Genomic DNA, 14,656 nt, shown 5'->3' on the forward strand with positions numbered 1-14,656 from the left:
GAAATGTATCGTATATTGACCGTCAGTGGCAGGGACACTGACGGTCTTTTCTATTAAATGCTTATTTACTATTTACCATAATTATGAACAATAGTGAAACGTTTCAATAACAACCTTTTTATAATAAATGCAACTGATAGACTTAAAACTTGATATGAGTAGCGTAGTTTATTTTTAGAAAATTGCTACAAAAGTAATGTTTACGCTTACATTTATCAAAGTTACAATTTAATTGAAACGTTTCGACGACAATTAGTGAAGGGGAGAGATACGTATGAAGAAACTATTATCCATCATGCTCTCAGTTGCTCTACTCACCTGTTTAAGTCTTCCTGCGGGAACTCAGGCTAATGCATCTGTAAAAGGAAAGGAAACAGCACGATATCATCAATTGCAATCGATTGCTAAAAAGACGTATCGTTATTTCGAGGAGTTCACCGACAAAGAGACCGGATTGCCGTATGATGCTGTTCGCGTTGATGGAGAAGTTGAAACGAAGCAATATACATCACCAACAAATATCAGCATGTATTTTATGAGTACGGTTGCTGCAGAAGAACTCGGAATCATTTCAGAAAAAGAAGCTGTAGCAAAAATCAAAAAGACACTAGGTACACTTAAATCACTTAAACAATGGAACGGTCTTTATTATAATTGGTACAACACTGAAGACGGTTCGTTAAAGAAAGACTGGGGCCAATTCATTTCCACAGTTGACAATGGTTGGCTTTCTGCCGGATTGATCGTGGTCGGCCAAGCTTATCCTGAACTCTATGATCAAACGCATAAGCTCGTTGAAGCAATGGATTATTCCACCTTATACGACCCTGAAGTAGGACAAATGAGAGGTGGATATGATGTAGCCGCAGGCCAAATGACTGCTCACCATTATGGTACATTCTACACTGAACCTCGTGTCGCAAGCTATATTGCGATAGGTAAAAAAGATGTGCCTAAAACGCATTGGTGGAAAATGTTCCGAGTGATGCCGAAAGAATGGGATTGGCAATCTCAAACCCCAGAAGGTTACACAACCACATACGACGGGGTCGAAGTGTATGAGGGGCATTACAGTTACAATGGGATAAAATTCGTACCAAACTGGGGCGGAAGTATGTTCGAAGCATTAATGCCTTCTCTAGTTTTAAAAGAAAAGGAACTCGGCAAACATGCACTTGGGCTAAATAACAAACGACATGTCCAAATTCAAATCGCATACGCGAAGGAACTAGGTTATGACGTTTGGGGAATGTCGCCTGCCGCAACACCAGATGGTTATTCCGAGTTTGCAGCAACTCCACTGGGCATTTCAGGCTATAAAAAAAGTCATGTCGTTACACCGCATGCGACATTTTTAGCTTTAGAATATGCACCGAGTGAAGCAATTGAAAATATCCATGATTTAAAAGATATGAACACGTATAGCAAATATGGGTTCCTCGATTCTGTTAATGTAGAAACAGGTGAAGTAACACAAGCATACCTGGCCTTAGACCAAGGGATGATCATGGTTTCAATCGCAAACTTCCTTAAAAACGGAGTGATTCGAGACTATTTCCATCAAGATAAAATTGGCGAATATCCAGAGGACTTACTAATTAGAGAAAGATTTTCCATCCACTGATTAACCCCAGGAAGCAACTTTTAACGGGTTTACTTCAGAGGTGCAAACAAGTAAATATCAAAGCAAAACGCACTGGGTTTTACTACGAAATTCACAGTGCGTTTTTTATTGTTTTATCAATACTAATCAGAATTTTTGTTTATTAATCTAATATGAATTCACATACCACTTCATAAGAGAAGATAAAAATTGGAAAGTTGTGAATTTTGGTGCGATTTACGTTGCGATTTTAAAAGCGAAAACGAAGGGCGCTAGAAAAATATGTTAAAATATAGATATGAAACATTGATGGTCGTTATGCAACAAACGGGCAGGATTCTGGAATAAGAGCTTCCTATATTTAATCCACAAAAGGGCCTATTCTGGAATAAGAGAATGAAATAGAAAGTGAATAGAATCTCAAAGTAATTTAATTAACGAGGTATAGAGATTAATAACAAAAAATTTATATTTTTTTAAAGGAATACCTTGCAATATATAGTATACATATTATACAAGGGTGGTGAAAAATTTGGAAATTAATAAAGAGGTTTTAAAAGGTCATATTGATACATTGATTCTTTCGCTTTTACATACAAGGGACATGTATGGCTATGAGTTAGCTAAATTTGTTCGTGAAAAAAGCGAAGGACAATTTGAATTAAAAGAAGGGACGCTTTATTTATCTTTAAAGCGATTAGAAAAAAATAAATGGATTTCTTCATACTGGGGTGATGAACAAGGGCCAGGGGGGAGAAGAAAATATTATAAACTCACTGAATTAGGTGAAGAAGGTTTCGTAATAAAGCGTTTGGAATGGAAGTTTGTTAAAGAAGTTATTGATTCATTTGTGGAAGGGGGAGAAAAAGCATGAAGCAAATTGAAGCGTTTGTTAATGAAGTTTATCACAGTGTCGGTGGAAACAAAAAAGAAATTGAAGAATTAAAAGCTGAAATGAAAAATCATTTGTTAGAAGCTGTTCATGAATTGAAATCAGAAGGAAAATCGGAACAAGAGGCGATTAATGTTGCCATGGAACGATTTGGTGGAGAAAAAGAAATGCGTTCTGTTGTGGGCCAATTATTTAAAGTGCAAAAGGTATTTGCAAAATGGGTGCTTAATTTAGCTTTAATAAGCTTTTTCACTACTGCTATTGTGTTTGGAGTTATATGGTCAACAGAAGAACAAAATGCACATGAAAATTCCATTGTTGCTACTTATATTTTTGATGTGTTGGAGGGTAAAGAAGTAATCTCAGAAGATATGGAAGAAGAAATAATAGATTTGGTTCGAGAAACAGACCAAATTTCAAAAGTGAAAATTTTTAATGTCAGAGATCTGAAAAAAGAATCGGAAAACTACTCATCCATATTCGAATATATCAAAAATGCAAAACCAAACTATCAATATCAAAGAGCTGTATGGGCTCCCGAATGGTTACTTGTTGACTTTTTCCCCTATGGAAACGGAGATTCAGAATGGTATGTTGAAATGGAAACAAGGCATATTGGTTCTTTTATGACTTTAGTTTTATTTGTAGGTGTTACGATTTATGTAACCTTGTTTACGATTTGGGCAACAATTAACGCTTATCATCATAGACGATTGAATGCTGGTTGGGTTATTGCTTTTGCTTTATTCAATATTGTTGGATATTTGGTTTATTACTTAGTAGGAAAGAGAAAACAACTGTTTAAAATCGGATAAGAAAATCAGTTTTATTATTTCTAATTTTATTAAACTAAAGGGGGCACTTCTGCAATAAAAGGCGTTCGTTTTCTATATAAGGACCATATTCTTGAACAAGGTGTTAGCCATCAAGTAGTTTATATATAAGTAAATGACTATGTACATTTATCTTATGATACGATAGGGCGTGTTTCTATAGGACACGCCTTTTTCATGTGCCAGGCATAGGACGTAAACTTGACGGTCAAAGTCTATCGTTGGGATATGCGAACCATTAGTAGAAGGCAAGGGTGTGACGTGAAATCTGAAGGAAGTCCTAGACCCATTTCTTCGATTGAGGAACACGAATCACATTTGAGGTTCCCCCTTTGATTAATTTATTTTTTTGAAACGTTTTTGTAGTATTAAATGTCTAACGGTTAGAAAAAAGAGGTGAGCTCATGTCAATTGAGAAAAAAATAAAGAAGGCAAAACGAGGAAACGAAAAAGCATTTCAAGAGTTAATTCAAGATCAAAAGAACAAACTCTTTCGTATGGCCTATTTATACGTAAAAAATGAGGATGATGCCCTTGATATCGTACAAGATACGATTTGCAAAGCTTTTATATCAATCAAACAACTAAAAGATCCTCATTATTTTTCCACTTGGATATCAAGAATTTTAATTAATGCGGCTTTAGATTTTATTAAGAAAAATAACCGTGCGATTCCATTTAGTGATGTTGATGGATTTCGCAAGGATCAGAATCTTCGAATTGAAGAAAAATTGGACTTATTAGAAGCAATTGAACGATTAGAGGTGCAATATAAAACAGTGATAATTTTTAGATATTACAAAGACCTTTCTATAAAACAAATTGCTGAAGTATTAAAATGTCCTGAGGGAACTGTCAAAACCCGATTGCACAGAGCCATTAATCAATTGAAATCCGATTTAAAAGAGGAGTGTATCTAATGAACGAATATTTATCCAGCAACGTTAAAAAAGAGGTGGACAAAATAAAAATCCCTGAAGACAAATTGGATCAAACGATTGAACATGGCCTTAAAAGAGGTAATAAGAGTCAACGAGGTCTGGGTAAGAAAGTGCTCTACACTTGTAGCGCAGCCGTTCTTTTATTTAGCATTTTAATAGGTTCAGCATTCGTTTCTCCAGCCATGGCAAAGATCGTGTCCAAAATTCCTTATTTGGGACAAATTTTTGAATCTAAGGATGATATAGTTAAAGTCATTTCAAAAGAACTAAGAGCAAAAGGTTACAACACCAGTGGAGCAGGAGTTTCATTTCCCGAAAAGGAAATATATATAGGAATCAAAGGTTCGGAAAAGTATTTTGATACCGTTAAAGGTGATGTAGAAACTATTGTGAAGGACATATTACATTCTAGAAATTATGATGCCTACACACTTAAAGTGAGTAGATATAAGGAACGCAAGGTTGAAATAGATAAGAAAGAAGAGAAAGAAATGAAAGAATTTTATATTATCTCTACTGTTATTACTAAAGAGTTAAAAAAACAGAATTATAACGTATTAACATTTAGTATGGGGCATAATCCTAAGACAATTAAATTAGAGATCCCTAATACGGAGACTAGGATCGATGAGATGAAGCAAGTGATTAATGATGTTCTTCAAACAAATAAAATCGATCCTATTCCATTAAACATTAAGAAAATAGACATGAAAAAAAGGGAACAAGATAAAAGGTGGAGAGAAATTCTTGATATTGTTGAGGATGATATATTAGGAAAAAAGGAGTACAAAGTTAGAATGGTTGGATATTCTATCCATCCAGAACCAGAGATTCAGGCGTTTATTACTTTACCTAGTTCAGATGAAAATGCGAAAGCTTTTGCTCAACAGCTTGAAAAAGTTATTGATGACTTTCTTAAATCAGAAGAAATGAAATCAAAAGTTAAAAACGATCCCTACCACATTACAATATTTAGTAAAGATGACAAGATAATAAATTAAATGGAATTAGGTAGGACGATACTTTTATAGAAGTATCGTCTTTGCCTTTGACTATATGGTTGCAACAGTTCCATTTTTAACGACTTTAGTTTAATATTTGTAGGCATATTCAGCAGCCCTTTGTACTACTGTAATCTTCAACAATCGGGCGCAAATTTGGTATTTGAATGCGATCGTTATTCCATATAAGGGGGCCGCTCGACAAGTTCTGTTATAAGTGCTTTGAAGCGTGAAAAACAGAGGATTATCTTGATGAATCCTAACTTTACAACGGAGGATGGGAATGACGGAACCATGTTTCCCGAAACCATCCCGTCAATTCTCCTGCGTGCGTCATGAATGACAGTTCATGGGGTTCGAAGAACAGGTGGAGTCGGCAGAAGGAAGGCTAGAGCCATACCGTTTTGGTAAAGGTATGCTAACTGATATGCCGCATGGCTGAAAACTGGATATGGTGAGAATCGTTCTTTGAGATAGGAACTGACGAACTTCCGAAAGTACGGGTCTAGATTTTCAACATGGGGAAACTCATGTCCCATCTTACGATGGGGTGAGTGGCGTAGAGTAAAAGTGCCCCCTCTGAAATACGCTATACCGAACGATGGCGGTATCCAGCTCACAGGCTTACAGGAAGCACTTACGTCTAGAATGAATAGCTACGTTGTAAGGTACTTGGAAAGCAAGGGACGTTGAAACAAGGGCTGTCAACCGAAACGGTTGCTATAAGGCAAAGCCGAAATGCATTTATCCTTGTGAGGGTAGGGGCATGACTGATGAACCTCCTGTAATGGGAGTGGAGGAATAGCCCCAAGTCTAGTAAATGAAACGATTATTTTCCAAATGTGAATGGCACCGATCGGGTAGGAAAGTGGGAACATCACTTCCGTAAGGAGGGATGCCACAGTGCCAACGCTACGACACTGGGATTATTACGGTATGACGGAGACGTTTACGGAACTGTATGAAAAAGCTAGACTAGGAGATACGTTTACGCATCTTTACGACACTATCATATCCAGAGAAAACATCCTGCTAGCTTATCGGACAATCAAAACCAACAAAGGTTCCAAAACGCCAGGCACCGATGGAAGAACCATCGATGACATGAAAGAGCTGACGGAGAACGACCTTGTTACTGAAGTCCGAAACAAGCTCAAAAACTATCGCCCGAAAAAAGTGCGAAGGAAATGGATTGAAAAAGAAAATGGGAAATGGAGACCTCTCGGTATCCCATGTATATTGGATAGAATTATCCAACAAAGCTTTAAACAAGTCCTCGAGCCCATCGCAGAAGCCAAGTTCTATAAACATAGTTATGGATTCAGACCACTTCGGTCCACCCATCATGCTATGGCAAGGATACAATCTTTGATTAACCAAGCGCAACTGCATTTCGTAGTGGATGTTGACATCAAAAGCTTCTTTGATAACGTGAATCATACACTACTGAACAAACAATTATGGAATGTGGGTATACAAGACCGGAAGGTTCTTGCTTGTATAGCCAAAATGGTTAAAGCAGAGATTCATGGAGAAGGAATCCCGGAAAAAGGGACACCGCAAGGCGGGATTCTATCTCCTCTCCTTTCAAATATTGTACTGAATGACTTGGACCAATGGGTGGCAGGGCAATGGGAGTTATTCCCCCTCACCAAATCGTTTAAATCAGATGTTGGAGCACGACTTGCGAAGAAGCGAACCAATTTGAAAGAGGGATACCTCGTCCGCTATGCGGACGACTTCAAGATTCTCTGTCGGGATGGAAAGACTGCCCAGCGGTGGTACCATGCCGTACGACTTTTCTTGAAAGAACGTCTGCACCTAAACATTTCTCCAGAGAAATCTCAGATTGTCAATCTGAGAAAAAGAGAGTCCGAATTCCTAGGATTCACAATTCGTGCGAATAAAAAGGGTGAAAAACGTGTAGCACATACGGGCATTGTCTCTTCTAAAAAGAAGAAAATCAAACAGGAAGCCAAAAAGATTATCAAACGGATCAAAGCTTCCCCTACTGCTCAAAATGTCCAGCGCTTTAATAGCTTTGTGTTAGGGCTTCATAATTACTTCAAACGAGCGACTCATGTTAGCCTAGAGTTCTCACGTCTTGCCTTCGATTTAAAACCATTCTTGTATAACCGCCTTCGACAGATTGGCACAGAGGAACATCCTTTTAATCCCCCGCCTATTTATAAGAAGCTTTTTAGCTTAATGACGAAGACAATCAAGATAAATGATATGCATCTCTTTCCAATAGGTAACGTGAAAACTGTCAATGCGATGAACTTTAGTCCAAAACTTACGCTTTACACCCGTGAAGGAAGAGAGTGCTTCTACAAGAAACTTCGACCGGATATTCAAAATGAAGTCAGTCAATTGATGAAAGCAGTACTTCCCCAGCGAAGTATAGAATACTTGGATAACCGCATAAGTCGATACAGTATGAAATTGGGAAAATGCGAGATTACAGGGCAGTATCTGTTTGCCCATAATGTCCATTGCCATCATTATCTCCCGACACATCTCGGAGGTAATGACCAGTTTCAGAATCTCCGTATCCTCCATGAAGATGTTCATCGCTTAATTCATATGAAGGATGATGAAAGGATTGACTCATTCCTCTACAAGCTGGGAATAAATCAACCGATGCTAAACAAGATTAACCAATACCGTAAGGTATGTGAGTTGGATAGCATCGAATTATCCCGTCTCGAAGGGTAACAAGGAACTTATAATCTAATACATTTTATTAGATGGAGCGCCGAATGCTGGGAAACCAGCACGTTCGGTGTTGAGCAGGGGAAAAGCCGGAGATAACTTCAAACGCTTACCTATTGCTGACGATTACCGCACAAAGGATCGCCCCTCTTACATAAGAAAAGGGTGGCATTGTGGAAGATCCATTTAAGAATCATGAGGTAGTGATTACACTAAAAACGATTTTGACGGACAGATTAAGGGTTATTCGTACCGCGAAACTGGAGATTTGGCAGTATGACGGTCAGAGAAAGGCAATATTGTACCGCTAAACCAAAGATTTAGGAATGTGACGAGAGAAAGGCGATATCGTACCGTGAAAATGACAAAAACACAGATTTTGATGGTGGGCAGTGTAGTGGAAGAAGGGGTTTCATTTATTTTATGACTAAGAGGCATTTATCCTAAAGGATTAGTGCTTATTTGTGTGGAATTATTTTAGAGTAATGACCCTTTGGGTTAGATATGGAGGGGTTGAAATGAAACCATTGCTAGGGAAGATTGCTGTTGTCACAGGCGCATCTCGTGGAGCGGGCAGGGGAATTGCTTTCGAACTAGGAAGTGCAGGTGCGACGGTGTATGTAACAGGTCGGAGTGTAAAGGGAGCGACAACCGATAATCGACAAGAAACCATTGAGGATACTGCCGCAAGTGTCACTTCACGCGGTGGCAAAGGCATAGCAATACGTTGTGATCACACAAGCGACGTTGATGTGAGAAACCTATTTAATCAAATTGTAAGGGAGCATGGTCGGATCGATATTTTAGTCAATAGTGTATTTGGTGGCTCTGAAAGTACTCTACCATCAGGAGAAGGACGGCTTTTTTGGCAACGCCCACTAGAGCATTGGGATGCTATGATGGTTGCTGGACCGCAAGCTTACTTGTTGACTACTCGATACGCTGTACCGCTGATGACACCACACCGTAAAGGGTTAATTGTAAACATCACATTTTATATCAAGGACAAAATTTCAGGTAATTTATACTACGATTTAGCCATGAATGCTATCAATCGAATGACATTAGGAATGGCAAAGGAATTGAAGGACTTTAACGTTTCTGCAGTTGCTGTTTCCCCAGGTTGGATGCGAACTGAAAGAGTTACAGATTCAGGTTTTGGTCCAGAGGATGGAACAACGGAAACAACCGCGTATGTAGGTCGTGCTGTTGTGGCATTGGCATCTGATTCCGCGGTATCTAAGCTTTCTGGTGATGCAATAACGGTTGCTGAATTAGCAAGAAATTATGGATTTGCCGATGTCGATGGAACTCAACCTTTACCGTTTGAATGATAATCCTCTTCCTGTACTATCGGGTGCTTTAATATTAATGTGGATTTATAAAAAATTGTTCGTTTATAATAAAGTTTGGACTAAAAATCCTGTATCAAAAGCATGATCTTTCTTGTTCAGCAAAAGGGCGCGATTATCCAATAAGGGGTAGTCATTCCTTAATTAAGAATTGGTGGATTATAGAGGAAAGCTATGCCTTTTTAAACTAACGAGGCAGGAATATTGAGGATTTAATCAAACAAAGGTATTTTTGACTGTGGGAGCCTTATCAGGTGGAAACGTTAGGGCTTATATTAGCTGTTTCATTTAATTTGGATATTTTGAATAGTATCATAATTATTGGTGTATTAATTTTATTTGGACTAATTGTTTTAGCAATTTTAAACTTCCATTATCACAAAAGCTAAACAGCAGGATTTAAAACGAAAGAAGTGATTTAATGGGTTGGTTTTATCTTGAAGCTAATGATATAGAAGGTATAAAGTTTAGAATAGTCATTTCAGTAGGAATTTATCTTTTCATAGTGTTTTTTGCTATATTTTATTCTCTGTACAAAATTTCAATGATTTCACATAACAAGCGATTTAAAAACATTTTTTTATTTTTAATGAGTTTTCTTTTGCGTACTCCGTTCCAAAAAGTTGAAAGTATTGTTGGGGAAAAAGAGGAACTTACTATTAAAAGGATTTGGAAAGAAATAAGGATGGAAGTTTTAATCGTATTTTTTACAACATTGTGGTTAGTTGGAGCGTTAATAACGGGACTTAATCAAATTCAAGAATTTAAACAATAACTATTATCAGTGTTTTTAAGCTAAAGGGGGTACTTGCTGAATAAGCAACTGGCTCAACACATACTAAAGTGATTTGCAGTTATCAGAATGGATGAAGGATTGTAAAATTGAGATTAGAAAAATATATATGTAATCTAGCCATTACATTGCAGAAGTTATTTGGGAAGAACTAATGAAAGAAAAAGACACCACTTTCTACAGCTAACGGATAGCGTTACTGTAATAAAGCTAACGCGGATAAGACTAATAACGATCTTCCACAAATGGGGGCAAGAATTGAAGAACGGGGTTGCTGCGGCAACTCCTTTGCTTATTGAACAAACACAGCAGAAGTGTTGAAGAAGGGATAGTTAACAAGGGGGTAAATATGAGAAAAAAATTATTTAGTACCCTACCGTTATTGATGTTTCTTTTAATTGTAGGCTGTAGACGTGAAGATGATAATGTATACGATGCCGACTTTCAAGGTGCAATACTTGAAGTAAAGGAAGATAGTATCATCGTAGGAGAAGACGATATAGACCCAGAAGCATCTTATCCAACATATGTAATTATTATTGATGATAAGACAAAGTTTAGTGGGGAGGTTGAAAGATTTGAGGATTTAGACAAATTTGTAAGCCAAACAGAGCATCCGGAGCATGTGATTGTGCATTTATGGGTAATTGATAAAGGGAAAAATAACGAAATTGACAAAAGAGTAGCTAGTAAAGTTATTGTTGAAAAGGAGTAATCCTTAGCGGATAACTTATTCAACGGGGGCGAGAGTGGAAAATAGAAGAACCGGTCTCCCTTTTATGTTGAGAGAACCGATTCTTTGTTTACATAAATTGGTTTAGTGATCGATATCCGAATTTTGCTGGTTATACCACTTTATTTGAATTTACTTAAATGTATTTCTGATATAGTGTTGGTACCGTTTAAAATAAGCAGGGTAGCGCCAAGTGCATTTTCTTTCACTCTTTTTAACTCGGCATCATTTTTAATTTTGTATTCGAGGTGGAAGGATGCTTCCTTTCCGGGTAATAGTGCACCTCCTCCTCCGCCCCTGAATTGCATTTTCCTATATTTTGTGTATTTTTCCATTACCATTAAAGAGGTCAATTTTTTATCTGGTCTAACTGCAAGGTTGATTCCGATGTGATCATGACCTGGATAATCAATATGATCTAGTCTGGAATCTCCTGTATTTTTAATTTTGAAATCATATCGAAGAATTCGTTCGGGTTCAATAATTGTGATATTAGCATCAGTTACAATAAAGTTTTTATCTTCTTTGTTAAAATCAAATGCTGTTAAGGTTAAAATCGTCAAGGCTAACAATGACCATATCCATTTTTTCATAAATGTCCTCCAAGATGTCTTTTCGTATAAGATTTGTTGTAATTACGATTGCTATTCACGAAGAGGTTCCCAGACGCCTATGCCTGATCTGTCAATTGAAGTCTATGATCTCGACGATGAGCTTACTCGCTGAAAGAAGGGATTAAAATTAAGTATGGACCAGCTGAGGAGCTAAGGGGGGATTCGGCGATTTGTATAAGGGATCCATCCCATCCCAGGAAGCTTATCAATGAACCATCTGTGAATAAGTTAATAGGTGTGTCTAGCAAGAACACAATTTAATTTTTAAAGTTCTTCTGTTATAGGGCGCGCGCGACAAGTTCTGTTATAAGCGTATTGCGCGAAAAACAGGAAGTTTAATACATTAGACTTCAACTTTACAACGGAGGATGGGAATGAAAGAGCCATGTTTCTTGAAACCATCCCGTCAATACTCCTGCATGCGTTATAACTGACAGGTTATAGGGTGTGAAGCACAGGTGGATTCGGCAGAACGAAGGCTGAAGCCAGAAAGGTATGCCAACGGATATGCCGCACGGCTGAAAAACTAGATATGGTGAGAATGTTCTTTGAGAAGAGAACTGACGAACTTCTGAATGTACAGGTCTAGATTTTCAACATGGGGAAACTTATGTGTCATCCAACGATGACGTGAGTGGTGTGGAGTAAAAGTGCCCCCTCTGAAACACGCTATACCGAACAAAGGCGGTATCCAGCTCACAGGCTTATAGGAAGCACCTAAATCTAGAATGGATAGCTACGTTGTAAGGGACTTGGGAAACAAGAAACGTTTGAAACAAGGACTGTCATCCGAAACGGTTGCAATAAAGTAAAAGCAGAAATGCATTTATTCTTGTGAAGGTAGGGGTACGACTGACGAATCTCTTGTAATAGGAGTGGAGGAACAGCCCCAAGTCTAGCGAAGTGGAATGATTATTTTCCAAGCGTTCATCGCACCGATCGGGTAGGAATGTGGGAACATTGCCTCCGACAGGAGGGATGCCACAGTGCGAGCTTTTAGCAGGAAACATAAGTATTTCCTGTCTAAAGGTAACGAGGAACTTATAGTCTAGTACATATCGTTAGATGGAGCGCCGGATGCTGGGAAACTAGCACGTTCGGTGTGGAGCAGGGGAAAAGCTGGGGATAATATAGATGTTGTTTTGAGTTAGATTTAGTTAATTCCAGATAATTCTAGATTTAGTGCATTAAAGAGAGGTTAAATATGGAAATACTTGATAAGTACAAATTGATAGTTGTAGTCCATTATATTTATGCGATTTTCTGGTTTCTTGGTGATTTTCCATTTCCGATTTACAAGTATGTAGAATATGCAGATTATATAGTGGCCTTATCGGCTATTACCTGGATGTTTGTTTTCTATAAGAAAAAAGAACATTAGAAAGGGGAATAAACAATGGTACCCATATCGATAGAAGCGTATGTAAATAAGCATTGCGAAAATAATTCTGGGGAAAATCCGAATCAGTTAAGAGAAAATCTTAAACAGGCAGTTAAAGATAAGAAAAATGGAGCAACTTGCCACAACTGCGGTCAGGAAATCTGGGCGATTGGTAGTGCCGTCGCCTATCAAGGATGTTTTTCGTGTATAACTGGGGAAGCAGATTCCTCGGAAGACTATGAAGTCAACGAGGTGTGTTGGTCATAGAAGAAATTTCCCTTTTTTAACTGATGTTCATGAATCGGACGCAATTCAGAAGTCTTGAAATGTGTTCGTTATTCAAGAATTGGGGGCACTTCTGGAATAAGAAGGTGTCCGTTTTCCATATTAGGGCTAGCTTCTGGATTAAAAGAAGGTAAAAATACAGATTGGTAGAAGAATTTAATAATGTCTTTTTATGAATTAATCCTGGGTAGGAGATATAAAATGTTAATTAGAGAATATGTAGCAAGTGATGAGAAGGAATGGGTTCGATGCCGAACATTGGCTTTTTTAGATACTGCATACTTTGACGATGTCAGAAGGGAAAAAGAAAAATATGAAAACCCAGCCATTGAATTAGTCGCAGTTATTGAAAATCAAGTCGTTGGCTTAATTGACATCGAGTATGAACTTGAAGAAAACACAGTGTGCCCTAAAGGTAAAGGACTTGGAGGTATGATTTGGAATGTTGCTGTTCATCCTGACCTCCAAAGACATGGGATTGGGACTCAACTATTGTATGAAGCTGAAAGGATAGCTTTAGAAAAAGGTTTAAATCGACTTGAAGTTTGGACAAGAGACGATGATTGGGTGAATAAATGGTACGAAAAAAATAAATTCACTAAGGTTGATTCTTATTTTCATGTATTCATTGAAGGTTCAAAAGCAGTAAAACATGTCATACATAGTGAAAGTCCCGAAATAAAACCGGTTCAAATTTTTGCACATTATACAGGTAAAGATCTATCTTATATAAAAAATCGGTTTAAAAGAGTACATGAATGTAATTGTTACCAAAAAAATCTAGTATAGATTTTTAATTGAAGTTACACTGGTTTTCCTCAATCGGGGCGTAATTCAGAAGTATTGGAATGTGTTCTTTGTTCCACGATCGGGGCTATTATGTAATAAAAAGTAGTCTTCTTAAATTATGGATGTTCCCTTACAATAAGCATTACTTCAAGAAGGAAGAATGCTCTTTTTATGGAAGTTAATCTGTAAAATCTAATGGAGATGTAAATCAATGAAAAAACTTGTAAAGATCTTGGTTGTGAATGATGAAAATATCATACTTGTAAAGCAATATAGAGAACAAATACAACGTTATACAATTGAGTTACCTGGCGGGAAGGTTAAAAGAGGGGAAACGTCAAGTGAAGCTGCAGTTAGAGAACTAGCTGAGGAAACAGGGATTCAAACTGATAGTTTAATTGATCTTGGGAGTTACATAAATAGTCAAAGATCGATTATGGTTAGTTTTTTCTTTACTGATAGTATCTTAGAACATTCTCAACAAAAACTTGATAATGATGAAGATATCCAAGTATTGAGTTATTCTATGCAGTCAGTAATTAATAACCTTTCAACCAAAGAGTGGAATGACTTAAGGATTTCAATGGCGTTATCTATATCAAAATCAAAAGGACTAATATAGAGATGAATTTATTACAAAATTTAAGTTGTTAGTGTTGTATTTATGATCTTCAACAATACCAGCTAATAGAAGGTCAAGTGGTAGAACTAAAAAAGATGAAAA

Annotated in this window: 14 protein-coding genes; 13 read left to right on the top strand and 1 reads right to left on the bottom strand. The window is 37.4% G+C overall.

The window, feature by feature from the left end; genetic code table 11:
* Positions 1–274: 274 nt before the first annotated feature.
* From MOJ78_RS05220 to MOJ78_RS05260, 9 genes are all read left to right on the top strand, one after another.
* Entirely contained in the window at positions 275–1,624 is a 1,350-nt protein-coding gene (locus MOJ78_RS05220; protein WP_304980148.1) for a glucoamylase family protein, read from the top strand.
* Positions 1,625–2,135: 511 nt separating this feature from the next.
* Positions 2,136–2,477, top strand: a complete 342-nt coding sequence (locus MOJ78_RS05225) for a PadR family transcriptional regulator (RefSeq protein ID WP_304980149.1) — start codon at positions 2,136–2,138, stop codon at positions 2,475–2,477.
* A complete protein-coding gene (locus MOJ78_RS05230; protein ID WP_304980150.1) occupies positions 2,474–3,310 on the top strand; it encodes a permease prefix domain 1-containing protein in 837 nt (278 codons plus the stop codon). Before MOJ78_RS05225 ends, MOJ78_RS05230 begins: the two co-directional genes overlap by 4 nt.
* Before the next feature lie 422 nt (positions 3,311–3,732).
* A complete protein-coding gene (locus MOJ78_RS05235) occupies positions 3,733–4,248 on the top strand; it encodes a sigma-70 family RNA polymerase sigma factor (RefSeq protein ID WP_304980151.1) in 516 nt (171 codons plus the stop codon).
* Positions 4,248–5,270, top strand: a complete 1,023-nt coding sequence (locus MOJ78_RS05240) for a DUF4179 domain-containing protein (RefSeq protein WP_304980152.1) — start codon at positions 4,248–4,250, stop codon at positions 5,268–5,270. Before MOJ78_RS05235 ends, MOJ78_RS05240 begins: the two co-directional genes overlap by 1 nt.
* 903 nt (positions 5,271–6,173) lie before the next feature.
* Positions 6,174–7,988 carry a group II intron reverse transcriptase/maturase gene (ltrA, locus tag MOJ78_RS05245; protein ID WP_304980153.1) on the top strand — a complete coding sequence of 605 codons (1,815 nt, stop codon included), beginning with the start codon at positions 6,174–6,176 and terminating at the stop codon, positions 7,986–7,988.
* Between the two features lie 515 nt (positions 7,989–8,503).
* A complete protein-coding gene (locus MOJ78_RS05250) occupies positions 8,504–9,319 on the top strand; it encodes an SDR family NAD(P)-dependent oxidoreductase (protein ID WP_304980154.1) in 816 nt (271 codons plus the stop codon).
* Positions 9,320–9,758: 439 nt separating this feature from the next.
* Positions 9,759–10,112, top strand: a complete 354-nt coding sequence (locus MOJ78_RS05255; RefSeq protein WP_304980155.1) for a hypothetical protein — start codon at positions 9,759–9,761, stop codon at positions 10,110–10,112.
* Between the two features lie 367 nt (positions 10,113–10,479).
* Entirely contained in the window at positions 10,480–10,845 is a 366-nt protein-coding gene (locus tag MOJ78_RS05260) for a hypothetical protein (RefSeq protein WP_304980156.1), read from the top strand.
* Positions 10,846–10,985: 140 nt separating this feature from the next.
* Here MOJ78_RS05260 and MOJ78_RS05265 read toward each other — a convergent pair whose 3' ends face one another.
* Entirely contained in the window at positions 10,986–11,456 is a 471-nt protein-coding gene (locus MOJ78_RS05265) for a hypothetical protein (protein ID WP_304980157.1), read from the bottom strand.
* 1,225 nt (positions 11,457–12,681) lie between these two features.
* On the opposite strand from MOJ78_RS05265, the gene MOJ78_RS05270 reads away from it, so the two are divergent.
* From MOJ78_RS05270 to MOJ78_RS05285, 4 genes are all read left to right on the top strand, one after another.
* Positions 12,682–12,858: a hypothetical protein gene (locus MOJ78_RS05270; RefSeq protein WP_304980158.1), complete on the top strand. Its 177-nt coding sequence runs from the start codon at positions 12,682–12,684 to the stop codon at positions 12,856–12,858.
* 15 nt (positions 12,859–12,873) lie between these two features.
* Entirely contained in the window at positions 12,874–13,125 is a 252-nt protein-coding gene (locus tag MOJ78_RS05275; protein WP_304980159.1) for a hypothetical protein, read from the top strand.
* A gap of 219 nt (positions 13,126–13,344) precedes the next feature.
* Positions 13,345–13,932: a GNAT family N-acetyltransferase gene (locus MOJ78_RS05280; RefSeq protein WP_304980160.1), complete on the top strand. Its 588-nt coding sequence runs from the start codon at positions 13,345–13,347 to the stop codon at positions 13,930–13,932.
* Positions 13,933–14,143: 211 nt separating this feature from the next.
* Positions 14,144–14,554 carry an NUDIX hydrolase gene (locus tag MOJ78_RS05285; RefSeq protein WP_304980161.1) on the top strand — a complete coding sequence of 137 codons (411 nt, stop codon included), beginning with the start codon at positions 14,144–14,146 and terminating at the stop codon, positions 14,552–14,554.
* Positions 14,555–14,656 lie beyond the last annotated feature (102 nt).

The sequence above is a fragment of the Alkalihalobacillus sp. AL-G genome (assembly GCF_030643805.1).
In the GTDB taxonomy this organism is placed as follows: Bacteria; Bacillota; Bacilli; order Bacillales; family Fictibacillaceae; genus Pseudalkalibacillus.

What these genes read in the sequence shown, in the direction of transcription:
- MOJ78_RS05220 (WP_304980148.1), top strand. Translation starts at nt 275, where the DNA reads ATGAAGAAACTATTATCCATCATGCTCTCAGTTGCTCTACTCACCTGT.
- MOJ78_RS05230 (WP_304980150.1), top strand. Translation starts at nt 2,474, where the DNA reads ATGAAGCAAATTGAAGCGTTTGTTAATGAAGTTTATCACAGTGTCGGT.
- MOJ78_RS05235 (WP_304980151.1), top strand. Translation starts at nt 3,733, where the DNA reads ATGTCAATTGAGAAAAAAATAAAGAAGGCAAAACGAGGAAACGAAAAA.
- MOJ78_RS05240 (WP_304980152.1), top strand. Translation starts at nt 4,248, where the DNA reads ATGAACGAATATTTATCCAGCAACGTTAAAAAAGAGGTGGACAAAATA.
- MOJ78_RS05250 (WP_304980154.1), top strand. Translation starts at nt 8,504, where the DNA reads ATGAAACCATTGCTAGGGAAGATTGCTGTTGTCACAGGCGCATCTCGT.
- MOJ78_RS05255 (WP_304980155.1), top strand. Translation starts at nt 9,759, where the DNA reads ATGGGTTGGTTTTATCTTGAAGCTAATGATATAGAAGGTATAAAGTTT.
- MOJ78_RS05260 (WP_304980156.1), top strand. Translation starts at nt 10,480, where the DNA reads ATGAGAAAAAAATTATTTAGTACCCTACCGTTATTGATGTTTCTTTTA.
- MOJ78_RS05265 (WP_304980157.1), bottom strand. Translation starts at nt 11,456, where the DNA reads ATGAAAAAATGGATATGGTCATTGTTAGCCTTGACGATTTTAACCTTA.
- MOJ78_RS05270 (WP_304980158.1), top strand. Translation starts at nt 12,682, where the DNA reads ATGGAAATACTTGATAAGTACAAATTGATAGTTGTAGTCCATTATATT.
- MOJ78_RS05275 (WP_304980159.1), top strand. Translation starts at nt 12,874, where the DNA reads ATGGTACCCATATCGATAGAAGCGTATGTAAATAAGCATTGCGAAAAT.
- MOJ78_RS05280 (WP_304980160.1), top strand. Translation starts at nt 13,345, where the DNA reads ATGTTAATTAGAGAATATGTAGCAAGTGATGAGAAGGAATGGGTTCGA.
- MOJ78_RS05285 (WP_304980161.1), top strand. Translation starts at nt 14,144, where the DNA reads ATGAAAAAACTTGTAAAGATCTTGGTTGTGAATGATGAAAATATCATA.